This window comes from Actinomyces sp. oral taxon 897, from assembly GCF_002999235.1.
Classification (GTDB): domain Bacteria; phylum Actinomycetota; class Actinomycetes; order Actinomycetales; family Actinomycetaceae; genus Actinomyces.
Genome location: NZ_CP027236.1, coordinates 144983 through 170958, shown reverse-complemented (window position 1 = coordinate 170958; position 25976 = coordinate 144983). Strand labels below are relative to the sequence as shown.

The window sequence follows — 25976 nt, the reverse complement described above, 5'->3', positions numbered from 1 at the left end:
GCGACCGTCTACCAGGCCCTGCCGCAGCGCCGACCAGGCCCCTCGCCTCCTCAATAAGAGCACCCCTTAGAGGCAGGAACCGCGGAATCATGCGGCGTCACTCGGCGTCCTCAGCCTGTGGACAACTCTTTGTCCACAGGGTAGAGGCATCACAGGTGAAACGTGGGACGCGCTAGGCACAGTATATGGCCATGACACACTTCACACATATTCTTCAGCCAGTCCAGCCCGCCCGCGCCCGGAGGGTCTCCGGCCTGGTGCTCCTGGCCGCCGCCCTGCTCCTGCTCTCGTCCTCGGCACCGGCGGCGTCCCCTCACTCCAGGCCTACCAGCCCGGATCCGCCACCCGGGCAGGTAGGGCCTCGACCCGCCCCGGCTGAGAGGACCATGACCCCGGGCGGCGGGCACGACGTCATCGCCCCGGCCCCAGGGCCCCAGCCCCCGACCACCCCCACCCAGGGCCGTTTCCCTTACTCCACCACGGTGTCCTTGGCGTCCTCCCCGGTGCCCGCCCCGGTTGTCCCCGGCGACCCGACCGTCTCCGTTGACGCGCCCGGCCCGGCCAGCCCACCGGTTCCTGCTGGCCCCGGTGCTCCCGACCTGGGTACTTCTCCCGCTCCCGCTGGCCCCACCCTAGCCGGCACGGCCTCCCAGGGGACGTCCGCTCCAGCCACCCTCACTGTCCCACCCGACCCGGCAAGCCGGACGGAGCTGGCCAACCCACCGGTTCCTGCTGGCCCGGCGGAGCCGGTTGGTCCGACGGAGCTGGCCAGCCCGCCCCGGCCCACGGCCCCCGAGCCGCCCCCGGTCCCGGGGAGCACGCCCGTCACGGGAACGACAGCTGGCGCCCACCCCACCGTCCTCGCACACGGCCAGGCGGTTCCTGCGTCAGGGCTGACGGTCTCAGACGCCACCTGGCTCATGCCGGACGCCGCGGGGGTATCGGTCCCAGGGAGCGGTCAGGGTGACCCGGCGCCCCTCCCCCAGCGCTCACCCCGGGTGCGCTACACCTGGCCGACAGGGGGCCCGGTCGCCGTCCTAGCCTCCTTTGACCCGCCCGCCCACGACTGGCTGCGCGGGCACCGGGGAGTGGATCTGGCCCTGGCCGCAGGCTCCCCGGTACGTGCCGCGGCAGCAGGGACGGTGGCCTTCTCCGGGCCCGTGGCCGGGCGGCCGGTGGTCTCGATCGACCACGCCGACGGAATCCGTACCACCTACGAGCCGGTAGAGCCCTGCGTGCAGGCCGGGGACCACGTGGAGGCCGGGCAGGTGATCGGCACGCTCCTGGCTGGCCACCGTACCGACGGGGTGGACGCCCTTCACTGGGGTGCGCGCACCGGTCGGAAGAGCTACATCAACCCTCTACGGCTCCTGACCTCCACGGTCATCCGCCTCAAGCCGTCCCGGTAGCGACGGGCTGGCGGCGCAGGAGGTGTCTTGCACCACCAGCCCGTGAGAGCACCGGCAGACCCGGGGCCGGGAGCCTGTGCGCCCTTATCGCACGTGTCGTCCGCCTTCTGTGGGGCGGTCCTTCCACCCCAGGTTGCGCCGCGTCGGCACCTGCTACACGGCTCAGAAGATCCTCCCCTGGAGGTCCTCCCCTGGGCTACGGGGCCGGTCCCCCGGCCCGGCACGTCCAGACCCGCGCCAACCTGGACCTGAGCTCGAGGGGCTGGTCCTCCCTGGGTCAGCTGGGCTCGTCGTCGCGGCAGTCCCCAGGTAGAGGGACACGCAGTTTTCCCCGGGCCAGCGGAGCCCGTGCATGAGTGATACCCGCGCGGCAGAGCCGTCCTTCCGACGTCTGCGGGTCCGCAAGCTGACCCGGGCGCAATGTCCGTCCGGCCCAGCAGCCGCCTCGACGCAGGCCCCACGGCGGTCGGGGCTCCAGACCCCCGACCCGGACGGGGCCACGACGCACGCTCCGAGAGGATTATGGCAACCCTCCACGCCTCCACCCCGGACGACGTGGCCCCTCTCCCCTGGTCCGGGGTGAGTCCACGCCTCCCCCCGGACCGGACACCACTCCTTGAATAAGCCTGCGGACGTCAGCTCAGGCACTCACCCGCTCCATAATGAGCTCACGTACCCGCCTGGCATTGGCCTGGCCCCGGGTGGCCCTCATGACCGCGCCGACAATGGCACCCGCGGCCTGGACCTTGCCGCCACGGATCTTCTCCGCGACGTCGGGGTTGTCGGCCAGGGCCTGGTCAACCGCAGCCAGCAGGGCGCCGTCGTCGGAGACCACCTCCAGGCCCCGGGCGGCGGACACGGCCTCGGGGTCACCCTCCCCGGCCAGGACACCCTCCAGGACCTGACGTGCCAGTTTGTCGGTAAGGCGTCCGCTGTCCACCAGGGACTGGAGCTGGGCGACCTGCGCCGGGGTGACGGGCAGGTCCTCCAGCGTGACCCCACGCTCCTTGGCGGCGCGGGAGAGCTCCCCCATCCACCACTTACGGGCAGCCTGGCCACTCGTACCGGCAGCCGTGGTGGCCTCGACCAGCTCCAACGCACCGGCGTTGACCACGTCACGCATCTCGGAGTCGGACAGGGACCACTCGGCCTTCAGACGCCGCCGCCTGGCAGCGGGCATCTCGGGCAGGGCGGCCCGGATCTCCTCGACCCACTGACGACTGGGGGCCACGGGGACGAGGTCGGGCTCAGGGAAGTAGCGGTAGTCGTCCGCATCGGACTTGACGCGACCGGGGCGGGTGGTGCCGTCGGCCTGGCCGTGGCGGGTCTCCTGCAGCACCGTCCCCCCGGAGGCGAGGACCGCCGCCTGACGCCGGATCTCGTAGCGGACAACCTGCTCAATACCGCGGAAGGTGTTGACGTTCTTGGTCTCGGTACGGGTACCCAGGGGGGCGTCGGGGGACTCACGCAGGGAGACGTTGACGTCAGCACGCACGTTGCCACGCTCCATACGCGCCTCGGAGACCCCCAGGGCCCGGAAGATGTCGCGCAGGGTCCTCACGTAGGTGGCCGCGACCTCAGGGGCCCGCTCGCCCGCGCCCTCGATAGGGCGGGTGACGATCTCCACCAGGGGCACGCCGGCACGGTTGTAGTCCACCAGGGAGTGGCTGGCGCCCTCGATACGGCCGTCAGCCCCACCCACGTGGGTGTTCTTCCCGGCGTCCTCCTCCATGTGGGCCCGCTCAATGGGGACGGTGAAGAAGGTACCGTCCTCCAGCTCGACCTCCAGGGCTCCGTCGTAGGCGATGGGCTCGTCGGACTGGGAGGTCTGGAAGTCCTTGGCCAGGTCTGGGTAGAAGTAGTTCTTCCTCGCGAATCGGCAGGACTCGGCGATCTGGCAGCCCAGGGCCAGGCCGATACGGATGGCGTACTCCACCCCCTTGCCGTTGACCACGGGCAGTGAGCCGGGAAGCCCCACGCTGGTGGGGGTGACCATGGTGTTGGGTCGCGCCCCGAAGACGTTGGGGGCGGCGTCGAACATCTTGGTGGCGGTGCCCAGCTCGACGTGCACCTCCAGCCCCAGGACCGGGTCGTAGCGGCGCACCGCCTCGTCGTAGTCCATGAGCTCGTCCATCAGTTCTCCTCCTCAGATACGGCGCCCTGGCCGGGGGCGGCCTCGGGCAGGGCGGGGGCCTGGGAGAGCAGGGGGGCGCCCCACCTGTCCTCCAGGGCGGCCTCCAGGACGGCGCCCACGCGGTAGAGGCGGTCGTCGGCACGCTGCGGGGCCAGGATCTGGAAGCCGACCGGCAGGCCGTCGACCAGGCCCGAGGGCAGGCTCATGGCCGGGACACCGGCCAGGTTCGCCGGGATCGTGGTGACGTCCAGCTTGTACATGGTCAGCGGGTCGTCCTTCTCCCCGAACCTGTATGCCGTCACCGGCGCGGTGGGTGAGACCAGGACGTCCGCCTCGTCCCAGGCGGCGGCGAAGTCGCGCTGGACGAGTGTGCGCACCTTCTGGGCGCTCCCGTAGTAGGCGTCGTAGTAACCGGCGCTCAGCACGTGGGTGCCCAGGATAATGCGGCGCTTGACCTCGTCACCGAAACCGGCGCCGCGGGTGGCGGCCATGACGGCCTCGGCGGTGACGGGGCCCTGCGCGGGCTCCACCCGCAGGCCGTAGCGCATGCCGTCGTAGCGGGCCAGGTTGGAGGAGGCCTCAGCGGGCATAATGAGGTAGTAGGCGTCCAGCGCGTACTCCAGGTGCGGCAGGCAGACCGTCTCGACCTGGGCCCCGGCCTCCTCCAGCAGGTGCAGGGCCGCGTGGAAGGAGTCCACGACGCCGGGCTGGTAACCCTCGCCGCCGTCGAGCTCGCGGACCACGCCCACGCGCAGCCCGCTGAGGTCGCGCCCGGCCTGTGCGGCGCGCACGACGGCGGCCATGCCCCGGGGGGCGTCACTGAGCGAGGTGGAGTCCAGGGGGTCGTAGGAGGCGATGACGTCGTGCAGCAGGGCGGTGTCCAGGACGGTGCGGGCCATGGGGCCGGGGGTGTCCAGGGAGGAGGCCATGGCGATGACGCCAAAGCGCGAGACCGTGCCGTAGGTGGGCTTGACCCCCACGGTGCCGGTGACGGCGGCAGGCTGGCGGATGGAGCCACCTGTGTCGGTGCCCACCGCCAGGGGCGCCTCAAAGGCCCCCAGGGCCGCCGCCGAGCCGCCCGAGGAGCCCCCGGGGATCCGCCCCAGGTCCCAGGGGTTGGAGGTCCGGCCGAAGGCCGAGTGCTCGGTGGAGCCGCCCATGGCGAACTCGTCCAGGTTGGTCTTGCCCAGGACCGGCAGGTGGGCGGCACGCAGGTTGGTCACCAGGGTGGCGTCGTAGGGCGGGACCCAGCCGGCGAGGATCCGTGAGGCCGCGGTGGTCACCTGTCCCCTGGTGCAGATGAGGTCCTTGACGGCCACGGGTACCCCGGTGAGCTCCCCGGCCGCCCCCTGGCGCCGTACGGCATCGGCGGCGTCGGCGTCGGCCAGGGCCCTGGAGGCGTCCACGTCCAGGAAGGCGTGCACGGCGTCGTCAACGGCGGACACACGGTCCAGGTGCGCCTGGGTCAGCTCGTGGGAGGAGACCTCGCCGGAGGCGAGGGCAGCGGCCTGCTCGGCGGCGGTGGCACGCACGAGCGAGGAAAGTGTGGAAGAGGTCATCGGTCCTTCACTCCTCCCCGAGGATCTGGGGCACGAGGAACATGGAGTCCTCGGCTGCCGGGGCACCGGCAAGGAGCTCGTCGACGTCCAGGGTGGGTCCGGGAACGTCCTGGCGGAGCACGTTGGTCAGGGGGACCGGGTGGGAGGTGGCAGGCAGGTCGGGCGTGACCACGCTGGTGACCCGGGCGAAGGACGAGGCGACGGCGTCCAGCTCACCTGCCAGGCGCGTCACCTCCTCCTGGCTCAGCGCCACCCGTGCGAGCGCCGCGACGCGGGCTACCTCGTCGGTGGAGATGGTGGACATGGCGGCAGTGTATCCGCGCCCGGCCCCGCCTCGCCCCTGGGCGGCACCGGAGCCGTAGCGGCACGAGGGTGCCTGGGACCGTGATGCTCCTCCTGCCCCTGGGCGGCACCAGACCAGGGCCCCGTATTGCAGGAGCTATGGTGGCTGGCGCCGGGGTAGCCGTGAAGTTCGCGGGGACGGCCCCGTATTGCAGGGGCTACGGACCCGCCCCACACGTAGAGGTCCCGATCGCCAGGACAGCTCCGTACACAGGGGCTGCCCGTCCGGTGCGTGGGTCGCCCGAAGGTGGGCCTCAGGCCGTCCTCGGGGAGGACGCCAGCGCTCCGCGCGGGCGCTGTCCGCGAGCTCGAGCGGTGAGGGCCCGGCGCGGCGCCTGAGCTGTCTCGTCGAGGAGCGCGACCACCACCCCCGAGGACGCCGGGAGAGCAGCAGCACCATCAGACCCGTCCCGGCAGGAAACGACCGGTGCCTGCCGGTACCCGGCCCCCAGCCAGACCACCAGCCCCGTCCCGGCAGGAAACACCTCCCAGAGGACGCAAGGGGAGCTTACCTACCGTCCTGGAGCACCACGCCGCCCCGTCCCCGACTACTTTTGCCCGATCTCACAGAGAGAATCACCGTGTTCTCCATTGACAACTCAGCGACTCGCCGGTGTGATGGAACCTAAGGCTCGCACGTCGGCGGGCCATTGGATTGTGGACAAGGTTGGGCACGCCGTCCCCTGTACGACGCGCCCACCCGGATCAAGGATCTCCGTGCAGTTCAACGCGCTCACCAGCGCCCCGACCGCTCCAACCGCTGACGAGGCGGGCCCCCAGGACGACGTCGTGACGCCCCCGCCCCCCGCCGCTCCCGAGGTCGTCCCCACCCCCGGCCCCGAGGCGTCCTACCACCCTGCTCCAGCCCCTGCCCGGGACCGGCGTCGTCGCTGGCCGCTATGGACCGCGGCGGCGGCCCTCCTGCTCCTGGGCACCGCCGCTGTGGGCAGCTACGCCTACGCCTCGCACTACTCCGGCCTGGCCCTGCCAGGTACCACGGTGGCCGGGACGGACGTGTCGGGCATGAACCGTCAGCAGATCGTCGACCTGGTCAACTCCAAGGCCGACGCTGTGACCGTGAAGGTCTCCGGTGACGCCAGCGCCACCGCCTCCCTGACGGATCTCGGCGTCACGGTGGACGCCGAGGCAGTGGCTGACGCCGCCCTGAAGCCCAGCGCCTCCTTCGGCTCCCGCCTGGCCGGCCTGTTCTCCGACCACCCAGTGACGGTGGCCACCACCACCCAGGAGGACACCGCTGCCACCTACGCCAGCTCCCTCATCCCCTCCGACAAGACGGCGGCCCACAACGCCGGGGTGACCCTGGGCGAGGACGACGAGACCTTTGAGGTCAGCCCTGGCTCCGAGGGCGTGAGCATTGACGCCTCCACGTTGCGTACCGCGGCCGAGCAGGCCGCCACCTCCCTGACCTCCACGGACGTGTCCGTCAGCTTCGTCACGGCCCCCCCGAAGGTCTCCGACGCCGACGCCCAGGCGGTCGCGGACAAGGCGAACTCCTGGGTGTCCCAGGACGTGACCATCACCGCCACCACCACGACCGGCTCCGGGGACCAGAAGAAGACCGAGGAGGAGTCCTTCACCGCTGACGCCTCCACCAAGGCCTCCTGGATCACGGTCTCCCAGAGCGGTGACAACCCCCCGACCCTGGGCGTGGACAACGCCAAGGTGACCACGTGGGTAAACGAGCAGGCCGACGAGGTCAATGCCGAGCCGGTCAAGGGCCAGCGCAACGTCAACTCCCGCGGGGAGGTGGTCGCCACCGCCGTGGAGGCCAAGGACGGCACCACCGTGTCCAACTCCGCGGACGTGGCCTCGGCCATTACCAACGCCCTGGGCTCGGGTAAGGCATACACCGGCTCCTTCACCACCAAGACGATCGAGGCCACCTGGGAGGAGCGGAAGATCGCCGACGGCGCGGAGAACCTGGTCTACCCGGCCGCTGTGGGCGAGAAGTGGATCGACATCAACCTCTCGAACAAGACGGTCACCGCCTACGAGGGGGCCACCGTCGTGCGTGGCCCCGTGTCCATCGTGGACGGCGCCCCGGAGACCCCCACGGTGACCGGCACGTACCACATCTACCTTCAGAACGCCACGCAGACCATGCGCGGGCAGAACGCGGACGGCACCCCCTACGAGGCCGAGGGCATCCCCTGGATCAGCTACTTCTACGAGGGCTACGCCCTCCACGGCGCCCCGTCGCGCTCCAGCTTCGGCTTCTCCGGCTCCCACGGCTGCCTCAATATGCCGGTGGGCGAGGCCAAGTGGATCTACGACTGGGCCACGATCGGCACCACCGTGGTCTCCCACTACTGAGAGCCGCCTGTCGTCTGGGCGTGACGGGACCGTGATCGTATATCACGGTCCCGTCACGTTTTTCTCACGGTCTTATCTCGATTGCCGACTGACCTGCCGCTCTGCGCCGGACGCCACATCAGGGGGAGAGTTCTGGTACCAGATCCTGGTCCCTGGCCGTCTCCCCAGTGAATTAGTATGTCTCACGCCCCCTTCCCCACTTCTCTGCAAGGAGCCTGATGCGGCATGGACGACGTTTCCACCCCACTTCTTTGTCCGCAGGACTCGGTCGCCACCCCCGAGGACCCGGTGGCCGAGGCCAGCACACCACAGGACGAGCACCCCGACCAGGCGGAACCACCTGCCCAGGCGGAGCAGCCTGACCAGGCAGAGCCGCCTACCCAGGACAGGCGCCCCGACTCGCCGGAGCAGTCTGACCAGACGGAGCCACCAACCCAGGACGAGCCTGACCCGGCAGAGCAGTCTGACCCGGCAGGGCCACCAGCCCAGACGGAGCGCCCCGACGAGGACGAGCCCGCTCAGACGGAGCAGTCTGACCCGGCAGAGCCGTCCACCCAGGCGGAGCCACCAACCCAGGACGGGGCCGCCCCGTCGGAGCCGCCCACCCAGGACGAGCCTGACCCGTCAGAGCCACCCGCTCAGAACGAGCCCGCCCAGGCGGAGCCACCTGCCCAGGCAGAGCCCGACTCATCGGAGCCGTCCACCCAGACGGAGCGCCCCGACCAGGCGGAGCCACCAACCCAGGACGAGCCCGCCCCGTCAGAGCCACCAACTCAGGACGAGCCTGACCCGGCGGAGCCGCTCACCCAGGCAGAGCCGAAAGCAGGACCAGACCGCCACTCCGGTCTCCTCGGCCTCCTCCGTGCGCCCCGGCGTCGGATCCTGTGGGCCTCGGCGGCCGCCCTGCTCCTGGGGATCGGGGCCGGAGGCTACGCGTACGCGAGCTACTACGCCGACGTCGCCGCCCCGCACACCACGGTGGCCGGGATCGACGTCTCGGGAATGAGCCGTGAGGAGATCGCCACCCTGGTGCGCAGTCGGGCGGAGTCGGTCACCGTCTCCGTGACCGGCGACGTCTCGGCCACGGCGAGCCTGGCCCAGCTGGGTACCACGGTCGACGCCGAGGCCACGGCACAGGCCGCCATCGCCCCGAGCAGCTCGGTCCTCCACCGCCTGACCGCGCTGGTCAGCCCCACGTCAATCGACGTCGTGACCGCCACCGACCCCATGGTCACGGCCGACTACGCCCAGTCCCTGGTGCCCGAGGGCCGTACCAGGGCCCGTAACGCGGACCTGGCCCTGGGCGATGACGGGGAGACCTTCGAGGTGGTCCCCGGCAGCGAGGGCGTCGGACTGGACACCCAGGCCCTCCAGACGGCGGTGGACACCGCGGCCTCCACCCTGTCGGGCACCAAGGTGAGCCTGTCACTGGCGACCGTCACCCCGGAGGTCACCGACGAGATGGCGGCGGCCGTCGCCCGGAGCGCCAACAGCATGGTGGCCCACTCCGTGACCCTCACCGGGCCCGAGGAGGCCTCCCTGACCGCCGACCTGCCCACCAAGGCCTCCTGGGTGGTTACCACCTCCCACCCCCACACCGCCCCCACCCTGTCGGTGGACGTCTCCGAGGTGGAGAGCTGGATCCGTACCAAGGCCGCCTTCCTGAACGTGGACTCGGTCACGGGCAAGCGCTACGTGGACCCTTCCGGGAACGTGGCCGCAGTACCCGTCCAGGCCCAGGACGGGCGCCACGTCTCCAATGCGGAGGCGCTGGCCACTGCCGCGGCGGCGGCCCTGGAGGCCGGTACCGACTACTCCGGCACCCTGGAGACGGCTACCGACACCGCGGCCTGGCAGGACAAGCTCATTGACTACGGCGCCCAGGACCTGGCCTACCCGGCGGCACCCGGGGAGAAGTGGATCGACATCGACCTGTCCAAGGCCACCACGACCGCCTACGAGGGCTCCAGCGTCGTCCACGGCCCGGTACCCATGGTGCCGGGGTCGCCCGACCACCCCACGGTCACCGGCACCTACGCGGTGTACCTCAAGTACGCTGCCCAGGACATGGGCTGCACACCCGGCTGGCCCTACTGCGCCAGGGGCGTGCCCTGGGTGTCCTACTGGCACGAGTCCTACGCCCTCCACGGCGCCCCCTGGCAGCACACCTTCGGGTGGTCGGGCCCGGGCGGCTCCCACGGGTGCATCAACCTGCCGGTCAGCGAAGCCAAGTGGTTCTACGACTGGGACGAGATCGGGACCCCGGTGGTCTCTCACTACTGATAAGAGGACCCTGTGCCGCAGGCCAAGTACCACCACATCTTCGCCACGCTGCAGGAGCGCATTGAGACGGGGGCCTACCCCTTCCAGTCGCTGCTGCCCAGTGAGAACCAGCTGGCGGCGGAGTTCGGGTGCACCCGCAACACGGTGCGCAAGGCGCTCACGCTCCTGGCCGGTGAGGGCTATATCCAGGCGATGCAGGGGCGCGGGGTCCTGGTGATCCACCGGAGGCGTCAGACCTCCACCTTCCTCATCGGCGGCATTGAGTCCATGCGTGAGGCGGCCCGCCGCAACCACCTGGACCTGGCCACCCACCTCATCTCCCTGGAGCGCACCCGGGTGGACGCCGCGCTCGCCGAGCGCTCCGGTATGGCCCGGGGGGCGGACATTACCGTGGTCAGGCGCCTGCGGCTGCTGGACAACGTGCCCCTCATTGTGGACACCAGCTGCTTCCTGACCGTGGTGGTACCGGGCCTGACCCGTCAGGTGGTGGAGTCCTCCATCTACTCCTATCTGGAGGAGGACCTCAAGGTGGTCGTGGCGAGCGCGTCCCGCACGATTATGGTGGACCGCGCCACGCCTGAGGACCGTCAGTTCATCCACCTGGCGGGTATGGACTGCGTGGCGGTGGTGACCTCCTCGACCTTCGACTCCTCCGGGACCCTCTTTGAGTACACGGTCTCAAGGCACTCCCCCGTGGACTTCTCCTTCCAGGCCACTGCCAAGCGGATGCCGGCACCACGCAGGCAGAGGTAGTGGCGGGGCGAGAGCTGGTGCTCACGCCCCGCCACATACCCTCAGGGGACGGTCTGGCTAGTTGGGCTCACGCTTGCCCAGACGCACCTTCTTGACCTCCTTGCCGCCCTCGAGGTCGGACTCGGAGAAGCCGAAGAAGTAGGTGCACAGGAACGCCACCACCAGGGCCGCGAAGGAGGCGATCCAGAAGCCCGTGAAGGAGCTGTCAATACCCTTGGGGTTCACGAACGAGGGGAAGCCCACGAAGGCGCCGGTGAAGCCCCACATATTGACGTTGAACAGGCCGGTGATGAGCCCTCCCACGGCGCCGCCGATAGAGGCGGTCAGGAAGATGCGGCCGTACTTGAGGTTGAGGCCGTACATGGCGGGCTCGGTGACACCGCACATGGCGGAGATGGTGGCTGGCCCGGCCATACGCTTGATACGGCGGTTGCGGGTCTTGATCCACACCGCCAGGGCGCCGCCGCCCTGGGCGATCATGGTGGCCGAGACGATGGCGTTGAGCGGGGAGTAGCCGGGGTCGGCGATCTGCTGGGAGATAATCGGGATGACCGCCCAGTGCAGGCCGAAGATGACCAGGCACTGGTAGAACCCGCCGATAATGAGCCCGGCCACGGGGTAGCTCAGCTTAAGAACAGCCGTCACCCCGGTGGCGATGGCCCCGGAGATGGCCATGACAATGGGGCCGAAGACCACCAGGACCAGGGTGGAGACAATGAAGATCTCCAGCAGCGGCGCGAAGATGGAACGGATGACCGCCGGGATCCACATCTTGAGCCAGGGCTCGATCCTGGCAGCCAGCCAGGCGGCCACGATAATGGGGAAGATCGAGTAGGCGTAGGCGTTGGTCTGCGGCAGGGAGACCGGGATACCAAAGAAGTCGGTGTTGAAGATCGTGTTGCCGATCTGCCTGACGATGTGGTAAGGCGCCGTGAACCCCGCAGGGTCATCGCCGGACTTGACGATGTACTCCGGGTTCGACATGTGCGCGAGCGAGGGGTAGGCGAGCACGCCGCCGATAATGGCCACGATAATGGGGTCGGAGCCCAGGCGCTTGGCGGCGGTGAAGCCGATGATAATGGGCAGGAAGTAGAACATCGAGTCGGCCATGGCCGAGATGATCTGGTAGGTGTCACTGGCGCTCTCCACGACCTTGAACTGGGTGAGGAGCGCCAGGATGCCCTTGAGGATACCGGAGGCAGCCAGGACGCCGATCACCGGGATCATGGAGCCGGTGATGACGCCGATGAGGGAGGAGAAGCCGTACTTGACCCAGCCCAGGGGGGTGGTGGGCCGCTCCACGGGCTCGGCGGCCTCGTCGGCGTCCCCGGCGGCGCCTGCGGGAAGCTGGCTGACAATGGCGTCGTAGACGTCCACGACGTCGGCGCCGATGACCACCTGGTACTGCCCGCCGGCCTTGGCGACGTCAATGACGCCGTCCAGGTTGGACACGACGTCGTCATTGGCCAGGGAGGCGTCCTTGAGGTAGAAGCGCACCCGGGTGATGCAGTGGATGACGCTGGCTACGTTGTCCGCCCCGCCGACCCCGGCGATAATGTCCGCGGCGGTGGCGTCGAAGCCGGTCCGCCCGTCGGTGCGTCCCGTCGTCGCGACGGCCTCGGCGGCAGGCTCGGTGCTGGTGTCCTTCAGGGTCGCGGTGGCGGCGGGTCCGCCCGCTGCGACGTGCCCGGGGGTGACCTCGAGCCCGGCGAGGTGGGTGGTGCTGTTGGTCAGGACCACGATGGCGGTGGTGGCCTTGCCCGCGGCGGTGACCGCCTTGAGGTCCATGGTGCCCAGGGGCTGGCCGCTGCGCACGCGGTCGCCGGCGCTCACGGTCATCCTGAAGGGCGCTCCCTTGAGCTCCACGGTGTCCACCCCGAGGTGGAGCAGGACCTCCAGGCCGGAGTCGGTCTTGAGCCCGATGGCGTGCCCGGTGGCGGCCACGAGCGTGACGGTGCCGTCAACGGGCGCCACCACCTGGCCGGCGTCGGGCTCGACGCCGAAGCCGTCGCCGACGGCCCCGGAGGAGAAGACGGGATCGGGGATGTCCGCGAGCGGGATCGTGGTCCCGGAGACAGGCGCCGCGAGGCGTACCTGCCGCTCAGGTGCGGTGGTCATGCTGATCCTTTCGGGGAGGGGGTACATCAATCAGGAAGGAAGGTGGCGGTGGGCCGGCGGTACGGCCGCCCCCGCGCCCTGCCTAAGAGGCGTCAGGCGGCGGGCTCGGCCCGCTCCAGCAGGGCAATGGCCTCGTAGGGGCGCAGCGGCAGGGCGCTAGGGCGCGGACGGACGGCGCGGTGGGCGGCGACCCAGGCGTCGGCGTCGGCGTGGTTGGCAATGAGGACCTCGGCCGTCTCAAGGCCCTCGGGCAGGATGACCTCGCTGTCGGTGCCCCGCAGGTTGCACAGGACCAGGAGCCGGTCGCCCTCGTGGGTGCGGGTGTAGGCCAGGACGTCGGGGTTGTCCTGCTCCCAGGGGGCGTAGGCGCCCTCGGCAATGAGGGGCAGCTCGTGACGCAGGCTGATCAGCCGACGGTAGTAGGGCAGGATCGAGCCCTCGCGCTCCTCGCGCTCGACGTTGACGGCCTCCTGGCCGGTGGGGCGCAGCCAGGGGGTGCCGGTGGTGAAGCCCGCGGTGGCGCTGGCGTCCCAGGCCATGGGGGTGCGGGAGTTGTCCCGGGCCTTGCGGTGCACGATCCGGAAGGCCTCCTGCGGGGTCCGGCCCTCGGCAAGGAGCTCGGCGTAGGCGTTGCGCGCCTCGACGTCCACGTAGTCCTCGATGGAGGTGTAGGCGGGGTCGGTCATGCCGATCTCCTCGCCCATGTAGACGTAGGGGGTGCCCCGCAGCAGGTGGACGGCGGTGGCCAGCATGGTGGCGGACTCGGCGCGGTAGCGCCCGGGGTCACCGAAGCGGTTAATGGCCCGGGGCTGGTCGTGGTTGTTCCAGAACAGGGCGTTCCACCCACCCCCCTCCTGCATGCCCAGGGCCCAGTCACTGAGGATCCGCTTGAGGGCGGGCAGGTCGGCGGGGACGTCGGTCCACTTGCGTCCCTGGTCGTAGTCCACCTTGAGATGGTGGAAGCTGAAGACCATGCTCAGCTCGTGGTTCTCGGGGCGCGAATAGCCCACGCAGGCCTCGATGGTGGTCGACGACATCTCCCCCACGGTGATACCGGCCTCGTCGGCCCCGAAGCTGGCGGCGGCGAGCTCGCGCAGGTAGTCGTGGACCAAGGGGCCGTCGGTGTACATGGCGCGGTCGTCGGTGCCCGGGGGGGCGTCACGCAGCTCCTCGTCCTTGCCAATGAGGTTGATGACGTCGAACCGGAAGCCGCGCACCCCCCGCTCGCGCCAGAAGTTGACGATCCCGGCGGCCTGGGCGCGCACGGCGGGGTTGTGCCAGTTGAGGTCGGCCTGGGTGCGGTCAAAGAGGTGGAGGTAGTAGTGGTCGGTGTCCCCGAAGCGCTCCCAGGCCGGGCCGCCGAACTTCGAGACCCAGTTGGTGGGCAGGCTCCCGTCCTCCTTGGCGGGGCGCAGGATGTAGTAGTCCTGGTAGACGGGGTCGCCCGCCAGGGCGCGCTGGAACCACTCGTGGGCGGTGGAGGTGTGGTTGAGGACCATGTCCAGGATGACGCCGATCCCCCGCTCCGCGAGCGCGGCGACGAGCTCGTCGAAGTCCTCCATGGTGCCCATGGCGGGGTCGATGGCGCGGTAGTCGGAGATGTCGTAGCCGTTGTCCCGGCCCGGTGAGGGGAAGAAGGGGTTGAACCAGACGTGGTCCACCCCCAGGGAGGCAATGTAGGGGACCTTCTCGATGACGCCGCGCAGGTCGCCCACCCCGTTCCCCGTGGAGTCGCGGAAGGACTTGGGATAGATCTGGTAGACGACGCTGGACCGGAAGGGGCGGGTCGCGGGGCTGGCAGGCACGAGACATCCTCTCAACAGCTTGTGCACACAAGGATGCCCGCCGAGGGCGAGCTTGTATACACATATTATTGTGTGATGAATCATATATCGCTGTGAGGAGGTAGCCTCCCGCGCACCGGGGAGCGGCTAGGCTCCGCTCATGACGACCTACGGATTCATCGGAGCCGGCAACATGGCGGGCGCGATCGTGCGCGGCGCCGTGGCGGCGGGCATACCCCCCTGTGACCTCGCTGTCACCAGCGCCCGCTCCTCCGCCGCGACGCTGGCCCAGGAGGTCGGCGTGCGCCTGGCCGCCAGCGGCCCCGAGCTGGTGTCCACCAGCGCCGTGGTGGTCCTGGCGGTCAAGCCGCACGTGGTCCCCGTCGTGGCCGCGCAGGTGCACGACGCCGTCGCCTCCCACCAGCCGCTGGTCGTCTCCCTCGCCGCCGGGCTGTCCACGGCGCGCCTGGAGGCCCTGCTGCCGACGGGTACGCGGGTGGTCCGGGCCATGCCCAATATGGCGGCCGCCGTGGGTCAGTCCATGACCGCCCTGACCGCCGGGAGCCGGGCTGAGGCGCGGGACGTGGAGCAGGTCCGCGCCCTTACGGACCTGGTGGGACGCACCGTGGTCCTGGAGGAGAGGGACCTCCCCGCCTTCGTGTCCCTGGCCAGCTCCTCCCCCGCGTTCGTGCTGACCCTCATCGAGGCGCTCGCCCGGGGAGGGCTCCTGGAGGGGATGCCCAAGGCCCAGGCGGTGGAGATCGTCACCCAGGCCGTCCTGGGCACGGCCCTCATGGTCCAGGCGGAGGCGGACCGACGGGCCTCCACCGGGTCGGGGCGGAGCCCGGCCGACCTGGTGGACTCGGTGTGCTCCCCCGGGGGGACCACGGTGGCGGGGCTGGTGGCCCTGGAGCGGGCCGGGTTCTCCGACGCCCTCATCCGCGCCGTCCAGGCCACCGTGGCACGGGACCGCGAGCTCGGCGCCTGACGCGAGCCCAGCACCTGAGACGCCCAGCACCTGAGACGCCCGGCGCCTGACGCGAGCCCGGCGCCCACGCCCCCGTTCCCACGGCCAGCGGGTACCGGGGGCAGGCCTCAACCGGTGGGCGGAGTCCACCACGGGGCCACGGCCAGCGGGTACCAGGCAGGACGCCGCCGACGGCGCTGCGTCCCCCCGTTCCCACGGCCAGCGGGTACCGGGGGGGCCACCCGGAGACCGGCGTGCACGACGTCGGTCGCGGCGGACTCGACAGGTACCCGGCAGCCCTCCCGTTCTCACGAAGAACAAGTACCGTTCTCAGCGCGAACAAGTACCGTTCTCGCGAGCAATAAGTACCGTTCTCGCGGAGGGTGGGCGGCCTAGCGGGGGGTGCCGGGGTGCGGCCGGCCCGGTGCGTGCACCAGCTGCCAGCGTGAGGAGTCCTGGGAGGCCTCGACGAAGTCCCGGAAGGGCCCGGGTACCTCGGCCAGCTCCTGGGGCGTGCCGCGCTGGGCCACCCGGGCCCCGTCCGGGCCCGGCTCCAGGAAGACGACCTCGTCGGCCTGGCGGACCGTGGACAGGCGGTGCGCCACCACCAGCACGGTGCGGCCCCGGGAGAGCTCACGGACGACCTCGGTAATGGCGGACTCGTTCTCGCCGTCCAGGGCCGAGGTGATCTCGTCGAGCAGGAGGACGGGGGCGTCCTTGACGAAGGCGCGGGCGATGGAGACCCGCTGGCGCTCACCCCCGGACAGGCTCAGCCCCCCGGGGCCCACGTTCGTGTCCCACCCGTGCGGCAGCGCGCTAATGACCCGGTCCAGCCGGGCCCGTCGGGCCGCCTCGGCCAGCTCGGCGTCGGTGGCCTCGGGCCGGGCTATGCGCAGGTTCTCGCGGATGGTGGTGTCGAACAGGTAGACGTCCTGGAAGACCATGGAGGTCAGGGCCATGACCTGGGTGGCGCCCAGGGCGCGCACGTCCGCCCCGCCAATGGTCACCGCCCCGCCGTCGACGTCCCAGAAGCGGGCGGCCAGGCGCAGGACCGTGGACTTGCCAGCCCCCGAGGGCCCCACCAGGGCGGTGACACGACCCTGCGGGGCGCTCAGGGAGACGTCGGCCAGGACGGGGCGGCCCGGGTCGTAGGAGAAGGAGACCCCGGACAGGGTGATGCCGGTGCCCTCGGGGCGGGCCTCGGTCCCGGGGGCGGGGTCGGGCAGGGGCTGGGCGTCCAGCAGGCTGCTCATGGAGCGCAGGGCGACCTTGGCGTTGTCGGCCTCGGAGGCGAACAGCGCGGCCTTGGTCAGGGGCAGCAGCATGCGGGCGGTCACGGCCATGATCGCCAGGTAGGCGACGACGTCGAGCCGGTGGCCGCTCACGCGCGACATGCCCAGGGCCAGGACCAGGGCGAAGGAGACGTTGACGACCAGGTTGAAGAGCTGGCCCGGGCGCCCCTTGACACGCAGGCCGGTCAGGGTGGCCCGGGAGTCCTCCTCCAGGGTGGTCCGCACCGGCTCCCACCCGGTACGGGTGACGCCGGTGGCGCGCAGCACCGGCTGGAGGCGGGCGAACTCCACCAGGCGGCCGGCGGCCGCGGCGGAGGCGGTGTCCTCCAGCTCGTTGGCACGGGTGGTCGCGGTGCCCATGAGCCGCCAGATGAGCAGCAGGGGGATGATCGTGAGCGCCATGATCAGGGCCAGGGGCCACTCGACGAAGGCGGTGGCCACCAGCATGACCAGCGGCACGATAAAGGCGTTGCACAGGTTGGGGATGACGATGGAGGCCAGGTGGGAGAGGGTGTTGACCTCCTTGGAGGTGGCGTTGACCACGGCGGCCTCCCGCGCGGGAGTGAACCACCCCAGGGGCAGGGTCAGGACGTGCTCGGCCACCCGGTCGATCATGGTGTCGCAGACCTCGTAGACGCTGACCCGGTAGGAGCGGTACATGGCGGTGGTGTCCACCACCAGGGTGACCGCCCCCAGGACCACCACCACCGCGAGCCAGGGGCCCACGCCGGAGCCGGAGTACAGGGCCCGCAGGAAGGGGATCATGAGGGCCAGGGTGACGCCCTGGAGCACGGCGGAGGTCACGAACCAGGCGGTAAGGACCCGCATCTGGCGGGCGTCTACCAGGCGCAGCAGCATCTTCCACATACTTCAGTCCTCCTGCGGGGCGGTGTCGGGACGGGTGGGGCGGGGGCGCGCAGGCGCCGTGACGGGGGCAGAGGCCGGGGCGGAGGCGGACGCCGGGGCAGGGCTACCGGACGATGCCGGGCCCAGGTCCTGGCTGCGCCACATGGCGGCGTAGCGGCCGTCCGCAGCCAGGAGCTCCTCGTGGCGGCCGCGCTCGGCCACCCGTCCGTCGTCAATGACGAGGATCTGGTCGGCGTCGCGCACGGTGGACAGGCGGTGGGCGATGATAATGACGGTGCGTCCGGCGGCCAGGCGGGACAGGGCCTGGTGGATGTCGCGCTCGGAGGCGGGGTCGGCCTGGGCGGTGGCCTCGTCCAGGACCAGGACGGGGGCGTCCTGGAGGTAGGCGCGGGCCAGGGTGACCCGCTGGCGCTCGCCCCCGGAGAGGAACCCGCCCGCCTCGCCCAGGACCGTGTCGTAGCCGTGGGGCAAGCGCGTAATGCGCTCGTGGACGCAGGCGGCCCGGGCCGCCGCCTCCACCTGCTCGCGGGTGGCCCCGGGCCGGCCCAGGGCGATGTTGTCGTGCACGGTGTCGTGGGACAGGGCCACATCCTGCAGCACGATCGCCACCCGGGAGAACAGCCAGGGGAAGGTGGCCTCGCGCACGTCGACGCCGGAGACGCGCACGGCGCCGGCGTCGACGTCGTAGAAGCGGGCAATGAGACGGGCCAGGGTGGACTTCCCGCCCCCGGAGGGGCCCACCAGGGCGGTGACGGTGCCGGGCTCGGCCGTGAGGGACACGCCCTTGAGCACCGGGGAGCCGGGCTCGTAGGAGAAGGTGACGTCATCCACCTCCACCCTCCCCGGGGCGGGGCCGTCGTCGGCGTCGAAGCCGCCCTCGGGCATGGGCGCCTGGGAGAGCAGCTCGGCGGTGTCCTGGGCCGCCATACGCGACTCGTAGGCGTGCTGCATGAGGTTGATGAACGTGACCATGCCCTCGGGCAGCCCCAGGGCCACCAGGAAGAAGGGCAGGGTGGCGGACAGCTGGGTCCAGCCCTGCCACACGAAGAGCACCGCCAGGGGCGCCACGGTGGCGAACACGGTGGCCGGGCGCAGCACCGCCGCCATGAGGCTCATGGGCCGCCCCGAGCTCGTGACCCACTCGTAGGAGATGTCGGAGAAGTGCCTCCGGGCGGCGTTGAAGCGGGTACGGCTCAGGTCGGTGGCCTGGAAGCCCTTGACCTCCTTAATGCCCTCGATCATCTCGACGGTGGCGGCGGCCAGGTCCGTCTGCGCCTTCCCGAAGCGGTCGGTGATACCGCTCAGGCCGCGCATGGCGGGCATGACGGCGGCCAGGGCCAGGAGCCACACCCCCAGCAGGGCCAGGGTCAGCGCCCAGTCGGTCCACAGCAGGTAGGCCGTCCCCGCCAGGGCCATGACCACGGCGTTGGTGGTGTCCCCGGGCATGTGGGCCACGAGGGTGTGGATGGCGGTGGTGTCGTCGCACACCATCTTGCGTATGGTGCCGTGGGGGATGGCGGCCACGCGCCCCAGCGGCAGGCGGCTGAGGGCCTCCACCACACGGACCCGCAGGTGGTGGCGCAGCCTGGCCTCGGCCAGGTGGGTGACGCCCAGGCCCGTGAGGTAGAGCAGCTGGGCGACGAAGAGGGACCCGACGGCGACCACCGCCCACGTCCAGGGCCGGGCCGCGAGCCCCTGGGCGTCCGACTCCTCCAGCCAGATGGCGGCCAGGTTCCGCAGGGCCACGAAGGGCACGATGGACAGCACCGCCCCGACGGCGGTCAGGACGCCGGAGAGGATCATCGCCCCCCGCGCCGGCCTAATGAGGTCGCTGACGGTGACCGTCCTGGTCCCCTCACCCGGCGAGCCCGCCCCGGGGGACTCCTGTGGTCGTCCTGTAGCTGCTGGCATGGTCGACTCTCCTTTTCCGTTCCTTTGCCGTTCCGTCTCAGTGTCCTCAAGAGGGCGTAGGAGCCCTCATCCCACGGTCCTCCACGTGATCGCGGTGACCAGCCAGGTGCAGGCCACCACGGCCCAGTCGCGCCGGCGCCAGGGCTCGTCCCTCAGCTCGGTGCGCCCCCTGTACGCCCCGAAGGCGCGCGAGTCCATGGACAGGGCCACACGTTCAGCGTGCTGGATCGCCAGGATCATGAGCGGCAGGATCGAGCCCGCCCAGCGCACCACCGGGGCCGCTGGCCCCCAGGCACGGCCGACACCTCGCAGGGCACGGGCCGTGCGCAGCACGGTGAGGTCCCCGTGGAACCGGGCGATAAAGGCGGTGGCCGCCGTCCCCGCGGACCCGATCCGGTAGGGCATGCGGAAGGTGGTCGTCAGCGTGCGTATAAGGGCCTCGGCGTCGGTGGAGATGCCGGATAGCAGCACCAGGGAGACCATGGCCCCGATCCCGGTCCCGGCGGCCACGGCGCTGCCCATGTCGTAGACCTGCGTCTCGGGGCCGGAGCGCAGCCCGTTGCCGAAGATCCACAGCATGAGCCCCGTGACTGCCCAGGAGCCCAGGACCGAGACGAGCGTGCGGGTGCGCGGGGCCCGTGCGGCGGTCATGAGGACGCTCGCCGCCACCAGGACCGCCAGGTTGACCCGGTGGTCCTTCAGGGCGAAGAGCATGACAATGACGGGGACGACGGCGACGAACAGGGTCAGGGGGTTGAGCCCGGTCATCAGGCCCCGGCGCGGCTGAGGCCTGGGCGGCACCGCCACGGCACCTGCCGCTGGCGCACCCGGGTCCCCGCCGGCGGGCCGCACGGGGTCCCCCGGACACCCGGTCCCGGCGGGCTGCGGCAGGGCGACGACGTGGGTGCAGTGCTCCTGGGCCAGCTCCAGGTCGTGGGTGGCCATAATGACGGTGCGGCCCTGGGCGCGCAGCTGCCCGATGAACCCCATGAGCTCGACGGTGTTGGCCCGGTCCTGCCCGTAGGTGGGCTCGTCCAGGACAATGACGTCGCGGTCCTCGCCGACCATGGTGGCCACCGAGAGCCTGCGCGCCTGGCCCCCGGAGAGCGTGAGCGGGTGCTGGTCGGCGTGCGACGTCAGGTGGAACTGCTCCAGGAGCTGGTCGACGCGCTCGGCCGGGGTGCCGCCGACCTCGAGCTCCTTGCGGACCGTGGTGGCCACGAACTGGTGCTCGGGGTTCTGGAAGACGTAGCCCACCAGGTGCCTGCCGCGCCGCACCTGCCTGCCGTGCACGCGCGCCCGGGTGGCGGTTAGGGGGACCAGCCCGGCCAGGGCGGACAGGAGGGAGGACTTGCCCGCCCCGTTGGGGCCCACCAGCGCCACCAGCTCACCGCCCCCCAGCCTCATCGAGACGGCCGGGGAGCGCCCGGGGACCTCCATGTCGACGAGCTCCACGCGCGCCCCGTCGCGTCCCGGCGCCCCGGTACCCTCCCCCGTCCCGCCGCCGGTGCCGCCATCAGGAGCGTCATTACCAGGGGCGCCGCCGTCAGGAGCGCCATTGCCATTATCAGGAGTGCCGGCGCGGGGACCGCCGCCGGTGGCGCCGGCGCCGACAGGCTGCGTGGTGGGGGCGACGGTGTCTATGGCCGCCGTCTCGTGCCAGCCGTCCTCGCCCCTCTCCAGGTAGCGCACGCCGTCGGGCGAGCACAGGTCGGCGAGCACCGGCAGGGTGATGCCCGCCTCCGCGCAGGTCAGCGGCGGCTCGGCGTCCGTCGGCCGCGGGACGCGCCGCAGGGCCCGGGGCATCCACACCCCGACGTCCTCGAGCTCCTGACGGTGCCCGGTGAAGACCTCGCGCGGCGTGCCCAGGGCGATGGTGCGGCCCCGGGCGTCCAGCGCCAGGACCTGGTCGACGACCGGCAGCACGGGATCCAGGTCGTGGTCGATGACGATCACTCCCGTGCCCTCCTCGGCCATGGCGGAGACGAGCCGGTAGAACTCGTCCCGCCCGGTGGCGTCGATGACGCTGGTGGGCTCGTCCAGGACCAGCAGCTGCGGGCGCATGGCCAGGGCCACGGCCACCGCCAGGCGCTGGCGCTGCCCTCCCGAGAGCTGCCACGGGTCGTCCCAGACGCGCCCCAGCAGCCCCACGGTACGCAGCGACTCCTCCACGCGGGCCGTGATCTCGCTGCGGGGCAGGCACAGATTCTGCAGGGGGAAGGCGACGTCGTCGTGGACGGTGCGGGTGACCACGGAGGCGTCGGGGTTCTGCCCCACGTAGGCGACGTGCGTGGCCAGGAAGCTGACGGTGGCGTCAGCGACCTCGGTCCCGGCCAGGCGCAGGCTGCCGGCGTACTCCGAGGGCAGGCAGTGCGGGACGAGCCCGCACAGGGCGCGCACCAGGGTGGTCTTCCCGCAGCCGGAGGGCCCGATGACGGCGGTGACCTGCCCGTGCAGGTGGGTCAGGTCCACTGAGTCCAGCACCCAGTCCTCGTACCCCAGGTAGTGGACACTCAGGCCCTCCACCTCCACCAGTCGGGCTGCTCGGCCGTCCTGGAGCACCTGCACAGCGGGGCCCGTGCAGGAGGCCTCGGACGGAGCCGTGGACGAGGCGCCGTCAGGCACGGCCCTTGGCCCGGTGGTCGATGCCGACGCCGGCACGGTTGAGCAGGTGGGTGAGCAGGATGGTGATACCGCCGCCGACCAGTGCGGAGGCCACGGCGACCGCGCTGGCCAGGACCGGGTAGGCGGCACCGGTGGCGACCTTGAGCATGCCGATGTAGAGGAGGCTGTTGATGAATCCGAAGGTGGCCGCTGAGATGAGGAAGGACCACCAGGTCCACTTGCGGTAGAGCATCAGGGCCAGGGGGATCTCGATAAAGAGCCCGCCCAGGACGTTGCCGAGTACCGCACCCGGGCCGGACGGCGTAACGAAGGCGCTGATAATGCCCATAATGGCGGCGGCGATGAGGACGGCTCCGGGCCTGCGCACCACGGTGGCGGGCAGCAGGTAGGGGATCACCCACAGGCCCATGATCGCGCAGCCCGTCAGCACGACGTCGGGGGCGGCGCCTGCTGCCGGGGCGAGGTAGTTCAGGGGTATCAGGAGGATCATGGACACCACCGACAGCGCGGCCAGCGTCATGAGGTTGCGGGTGCCCAGGGCCGAGTCGGCCAGGCCGCTGCGGGAGGAGGAGCGGATGACGGGGCGCTCCTGCGAGTCCGGGTCGGGCGGCCCGGCCTGCTGTGCCTGTACGACGTCGGGCCGCTCCGGTGCCGGGGTGCTGCTGCTCATCTTCCTTGTCCTCCTGAACTGCTGGGTCGTGGCTGGGGCGGTCGTACCGCCATACTATATGCAAATGATTATCATTCAAAGTTTAGGTGATCTCAATGACGTGGTCGGCGCACTCGTTGAGGAACTCGATGTCGTGGCTGATCACCACCACCACGCGCCCCTCATCGGCCAGGGACCGTAGCTCAGCGGCAATGGTCAGCAGGTGGCGGTAGTCCACCCCGGAGGTGGGCTCGTCGAGGACGATGACGCGGGCGTCCTGGTCCACGGCGGTGGCGATGACGAGCCGCTGCTTCTGCCCCCCGCTCAGGGACAGGGGGTGGCGCTCGGCCAGGCCAGCCAGGTCCAGGCGCTCCAGCTGGGGGGTGCTGGCCTCCTGGGAGACGGACTCGGCAAAGAGCTGGCGGTGGACGTCCTGCATGACCAGGAAGGCCTGTCCGTGCCTGAGCTCCTGGCCGTCCAGGGTCACGCGCGCCCCTCGGCGGGCGCGCTGGAGGCGGCAGACGGCGCGGGCCAGGGTGGTCTTGCCAATGCCGTTGACCCCGGTCACGCCGGTGATGGCACCAGCGGGAAAGCGCAGGGAGGCGATGTCCAGGATCCTGCGCCCACCGCGCTCGACCACGAGGTTCTCAACGAGCAGGCCCTGACCTCCCTGGGCGCCGCCGGTCCGTCCCTCCCCGGGGCCGGCGGGGCGGGCGGCGGCCCCGGTGCCCGGTACGGCACCGTCGGCACCTGGCACGGTACCGCCGTCACCGGGCCCGCCGTCGCGCAGGGCCGCCACCGGCGTGACCGGGACGCGCAGCTCGGGACGCTCCAGGGTGCGCAGCCCCAGGGAGCGCCGCTCCTCGCCCATGGCGTAGAACTCGGCCCCGCTCATGCGTCTGGCGACCCGACCGTCCTGCATGAGGACGACCTCGTCGGCCAGTCCCTCCAGGAAGTAGACGCGGTGCTCGGCCACGACGACGGTGCGCCCCAGCTCCCTGAGGCGCGCCACGGCGGCGCGCACGTCCTCAATGGCCCGGGGGTCGAGGTTGGACGTGGGCTCGTCCAGCAGGACGACCGGGGTGTCCTGGACCAGGGCCTGGGCGCAGGCGACCTTCTGGAGCTGCCCCCCGGACAGGCCCTTGAGGTCGCGCCCCAGGAGGTCCTCGATACCGAGCTCCTCCACGGCCCGGAGCCGACGCCGTCGGATCTCCTGGGCGGGGACCTGGTAGTTCTGGGGCGCGAAGGCCAGCTCGTCAGCCACCGTGGTGGTGAAGAACTGGGTGGCGGGGTCCTGGAAGACGGTGGCCGTCACGCGCCCCATCTGCTCAATGGGGGTGTCGGCGACCTCGCGCCCCTCCACCAGGACCTCGCCGTCGCGCCGGCCGTGGTGGAAGTGCGGTACGAGGCCGTTGACCAGGCGCACCAGGGTGGACTTGCCCGAGCCGGACGCACCGCACACCAGCGTCAGGGAGCCCGCCGCGGGGGCCAGGGAGACGTCGGTGAGCACCTGCGCGCCGGTGGTGTAGGCGTAGGAGACCGAGTCAATGCTGACGGTCATGACCACACCCCCCAGAAGCGGTAGGCCACGAGGCCCGCCACCAGGGCGACCAGGACGGCGTCGGCCACCCGGAAGCGGGGCCGGTTCACCACGGTGGGGCGGGCGCTGACGCCCAGGCCCCGTATGAGGGCGGCGGCGGAGAGCTCGTCGGCGGTCCGGGCACAGGCCGTCAGGACCGGGACCACGAGCTTCTCGAGGCCGTCCACGGGGTGGCGCCAGAGGTAGGAGCCGGTGTAGCCGCGCAGGCTCATGGCCTCCACGACGCCGTGGGCCTCGTCAATGACCACCGGCAGGAAGCGGAAGAGGACGGCCAGGGGGATGGTCAGGAAGCGGGGCAGCCTCATGGCGTTCATGGCGGCGGTCAGCTCGCTGACGCGGGTGGTGGCCACGAACCAGGTGCCCAGGGCGATGGACAGCCCGAAGCGCAGGAGCCAGTAGACCAGCAGGCCCACCGCGACGGCCGCCCCGTGGTGCCACACCCGGGGCAGCTCCGAGAGGACCCAGAGCAGGGAGTTGACCGCCACCAGGGTCACGGCGACACGTACCCGCAGGTCCAGGAGCGCCAGGACCACGACGACCACGAGGACGAGCCAGAGCACCCGGGTCGACCCCGCCGACATGAGCATGACATTGGCCACCAGGACCAGGAGGAACTTGCTGCGGGGGTCGGCCGCGACCCGTACGGTCGCGGGGACGGCCAGGGCGGAGGGGAGAGCGGACACGGTCTCAGGCGACCCCGGCCCGCTCAAAGTGCTTGTGCAGGACCCGCACGCCCACCAGCGCGCAGCCGAAGGCGACCAGGAACACCAGCACGACCCAGCCGCCGATGACGGCCGGTGTGGCCAGCTCGCGGAAGGTGTCGGCGTAGTCCTGCCCCATACGCCTGGCCATGTCGGCGAAGTACTCCTCCGAGCCCCACAGGACGGGCAGGACCGGCCCGACGCACCACACGGAGAACACCGCGAACCCCAGGGCGTTGGTGGAGGTCCTCGTGTACCCGCCGGCCCGGGTGACGAGGTCCGCCAGGAGGCCGAGCCCCGTGGACAGGATCGGGGTGACCCAGGCGTGCCCGGTGGCCACCATGAGGAGGCCGATGACCAGGCCCAGGAGGGTGTAGGCGCCCAGGGCCCGGGTCTTGGCCACGTAGAGCATGCAGACCATGGCGTTGACGACGGTCCCGGCCAGCGCCCCCAGGAGCACCATGACCGGGTTGAGGATGCCGAGCATGCCGCCGGCGAAGAGGACCACGAAGTAGACCGCGGTGAAGACGCCGACGTTAATGAGGTTACGTGGTGAGGTAATACGGTTGTGTGTGGCAGAGCCCACGATCACGTCGCAAGTCCTTTCCGGTAACGACCCGCCAGGGAACGCGGATTCAGGGACAGCTT

The 25976-nt window shown here is 71.1% G+C and carries 17 protein-coding genes; 5 read left to right on the top strand and 12 right to left on the bottom strand.

Annotated features, from left to right (window positions below):
- The first annotated feature begins 191 nt into the window (after nucleotides 1-191).
- On the top strand, nucleotides 192-1409 hold the full coding sequence (locus tag C3V41_RS13480) for a M23 family metallopeptidase (protein WP_254423627.1): 1218 nt from the start codon (nucleotides 192-194) through the stop codon (nucleotides 1407-1409).
- Between the two features lie 640 nt (nucleotides 1410-2049).
- Here C3V41_RS13480 and gatB read toward each other — a convergent pair.
- The 3 genes from gatB to gatC are packed head-to-tail and all read right to left on the bottom strand — an operon-like array spanning nucleotide 2050 to nucleotide 5406.
- Nucleotides 2050-3543, bottom strand: a complete 1494-nt coding sequence (gatB, locus tag C3V41_RS00680) for an Asp-tRNA(Asn)/Glu-tRNA(Gln) amidotransferase subunit GatB (RefSeq protein ID WP_106108674.1) — start codon at nucleotides 3541-3543, stop codon at nucleotides 2050-2052.
- Entirely contained in the window at nucleotides 3543-5102 is a 1560-nt protein-coding gene (gene gatA, locus C3V41_RS00675; protein WP_106108673.1) for an Asp-tRNA(Asn)/Glu-tRNA(Gln) amidotransferase subunit GatA, read from the bottom strand. The genes gatB and gatA overlap by 1 nt, the downstream gene beginning before the upstream one ends.
- A gap of 7 nt (nucleotides 5103-5109) precedes the next feature.
- On the bottom strand, nucleotides 5110-5406 hold the full coding sequence (gene gatC / locus C3V41_RS00670; protein WP_106108672.1) for an Asp-tRNA(Asn)/Glu-tRNA(Gln) amidotransferase subunit GatC: 297 nt from the start codon (nucleotides 5404-5406) through the stop codon (nucleotides 5110-5112).
- Between the two features lie 755 nt (nucleotides 5407-6161).
- Between gatC and C3V41_RS00665 the strand changes: the two genes are divergently transcribed.
- The 3 genes from C3V41_RS00665 (at nucleotide 6162) to C3V41_RS00655 (ending at nucleotide 10814) form a co-directional block, all read left to right on the top strand.
- Nucleotides 6162-7778 (top strand): L,D-transpeptidase, encoded by a 1617-nt coding sequence (locus C3V41_RS00665; protein WP_254423626.1) that lies wholly within the window; start codon nucleotides 6162-6164, stop codon nucleotides 7776-7778.
- Nucleotides 7779-8003: 225 nt separating this feature from the next.
- Nucleotides 8004-10061, top strand: coding sequence for a L,D-transpeptidase (locus C3V41_RS00660; RefSeq protein ID WP_129591437.1), 2058 nt, complete (start codon nucleotides 8004-8006; stop codon nucleotides 10059-10061).
- Between the two features lie 12 nt (nucleotides 10062-10073).
- Complete coding sequence (locus tag C3V41_RS00655; RefSeq protein WP_106108669.1) at nucleotides 10074-10814, top strand: UTRA domain-containing protein; 741 nt, start codon at nucleotides 10074-10076, stop codon at nucleotides 10812-10814.
- Nucleotides 10815-10871: 57 nt separating this feature from the next.
- Here the strand turns inward: C3V41_RS00655 and C3V41_RS00650 are convergent, their stop codons facing one another.
- Both C3V41_RS00650 and C3V41_RS00645 read right to left on the bottom strand, forming a co-directional pair.
- The gene (locus tag C3V41_RS00650; protein WP_106108668.1) at nucleotides 10872-12932 is read right to left on the bottom strand and encodes a glucose PTS transporter subunit IIA; all 2061 of its coding nucleotides are present in this window, start codon (nucleotides 12930-12932) and stop codon (nucleotides 10872-10874) included.
- 92 nt (nucleotides 12933-13024) lie between these two features.
- Nucleotides 13025-14737 carry an alpha,alpha-phosphotrehalase gene (locus C3V41_RS00645; protein WP_254423625.1) on the bottom strand — a complete coding sequence of 571 codons (1713 nt, stop codon included), beginning with the start codon at nucleotides 14735-14737 and terminating at the stop codon, nucleotides 13025-13027.
- 139 nt (nucleotides 14738-14876) lie between these two features.
- On the opposite strand from C3V41_RS00645, the gene proC reads away from it, so the two are divergent.
- A complete protein-coding gene (gene proC, locus C3V41_RS00640) occupies nucleotides 14877-15704 on the top strand; it encodes a pyrroline-5-carboxylate reductase (protein WP_106108666.1) in 828 nt (275 codons plus the stop codon).
- Between the two features lie 371 nt (nucleotides 15705-16075).
- Here the strand turns inward: proC and C3V41_RS00635 are convergent, their stop codons facing one another.
- From C3V41_RS00635 to C3V41_RS00605, 7 genes are all read right to left on the bottom strand, one after another.
- Complete coding sequence (locus C3V41_RS00635; protein WP_106108665.1) at nucleotides 16076-17842, bottom strand: ABC transporter ATP-binding protein; 1767 nt, start codon at nucleotides 17840-17842, stop codon at nucleotides 16076-16078.
- Nucleotides 17843-17845: 3 nt separating this feature from the next.
- Complete coding sequence (locus tag C3V41_RS00630; protein ID WP_254423764.1) at nucleotides 17846-19645, bottom strand: ABC transporter ATP-binding protein; 1800 nt, start codon at nucleotides 19643-19645, stop codon at nucleotides 17846-17848.
- Between the two features lie 174 nt (nucleotides 19646-19819).
- Nucleotides 19820-22285: an ATP-binding cassette domain-containing protein gene (locus tag C3V41_RS00625; protein WP_106108663.1), complete on the bottom strand. Its 2466-nt coding sequence runs from the start codon at nucleotides 22283-22285 to the stop codon at nucleotides 19820-19822.
- 85 nt (nucleotides 22286-22370) lie between these two features.
- Nucleotides 22371-23048 carry an ECF transporter S component gene (locus C3V41_RS00620; protein ID WP_106108662.1) on the bottom strand — a complete coding sequence of 226 codons (678 nt, stop codon included), beginning with the start codon at nucleotides 23046-23048 and terminating at the stop codon, nucleotides 22371-22373.
- 82 nt (nucleotides 23049-23130) lie between these two features.
- Nucleotides 23131-24588: an ABC transporter ATP-binding protein gene (locus C3V41_RS00615; protein ID WP_106108661.1), complete on the bottom strand. Its 1458-nt coding sequence runs from the start codon at nucleotides 24586-24588 to the stop codon at nucleotides 23131-23133.
- Complete coding sequence (locus tag C3V41_RS00610) at nucleotides 24585-25310, bottom strand: energy-coupling factor transporter transmembrane component T (RefSeq protein ID WP_246742041.1); 726 nt, start codon at nucleotides 25308-25310, stop codon at nucleotides 24585-24587. The genes C3V41_RS00615 and C3V41_RS00610 overlap by 4 nt, the downstream gene beginning before the upstream one ends.
- A gap of 4 nt (nucleotides 25311-25314) precedes the next feature.
- Nucleotides 25315-25920: an MptD family putative ECF transporter S component gene (locus C3V41_RS00605; protein WP_106108660.1), complete on the bottom strand. Its 606-nt coding sequence runs from the start codon at nucleotides 25918-25920 to the stop codon at nucleotides 25315-25317.
- Nucleotides 25921-25976 lie beyond the last annotated feature (56 nt).

What these genes read in the sequence shown, in the direction of transcription:
- C3V41_RS13480 (WP_254423627.1), top strand. Translation starts at nt 192, where the DNA reads ATGACACACTTCACACATATTCTTCAGCCAGTCCAGCCCGCCCGCGCC.
- gatB (WP_106108674.1), bottom strand. Translation starts at nt 3,543, where the DNA reads ATGGACGAGCTCATGGACTACGACGAGGCGGTGCGCCGCTACGACCCG.
- gatA (WP_106108673.1), bottom strand. Translation starts at nt 5,102, where the DNA reads ATGACCTCTTCCACACTTTCCTCGCTCGTGCGTGCCACCGCCGCCGAG.
- gatC (WP_106108672.1), bottom strand. Translation starts at nt 5,406, where the DNA reads ATGTCCACCATCTCCACCGACGAGGTAGCCCGCGTCGCGGCGCTCGCA.
- C3V41_RS00660 (WP_129591437.1), top strand. Translation starts at nt 8,004, where the DNA reads ATGGACGACGTTTCCACCCCACTTCTTTGTCCGCAGGACTCGGTCGCC.
- C3V41_RS00650 (WP_106108668.1), bottom strand. Translation starts at nt 12,932, where the DNA reads ATGACCACCGCACCTGAGCGGCAGGTACGCCTCGCGGCGCCTGTCTCC.
- proC (WP_106108666.1), top strand. Translation starts at nt 14,877, where the DNA reads ATGACGACCTACGGATTCATCGGAGCCGGCAACATGGCGGGCGCGATC.
- C3V41_RS00635 (WP_106108665.1), bottom strand. Translation starts at nt 17,842, where the DNA reads ATGTGGAAGATGCTGCTGCGCCTGGTAGACGCCCGCCAGATGCGGGTC.
- C3V41_RS00630 (WP_254423764.1), bottom strand. Translation starts at nt 19,645, where the DNA reads ATGATCCTCTCCGGCGTCCTGACCGCCGTCGGGGCGGTGCTGTCCATC.
- C3V41_RS00620 (WP_106108662.1), bottom strand. Translation starts at nt 23,048, where the DNA reads ATGAGCAGCAGCACCCCGGCACCGGAGCGGCCCGACGTCGTACAGGCA.
- C3V41_RS00615 (WP_106108661.1), bottom strand. Translation starts at nt 24,588, where the DNA reads ATGACCGTCAGCATTGACTCGGTCTCCTACGCCTACACCACCGGCGCG.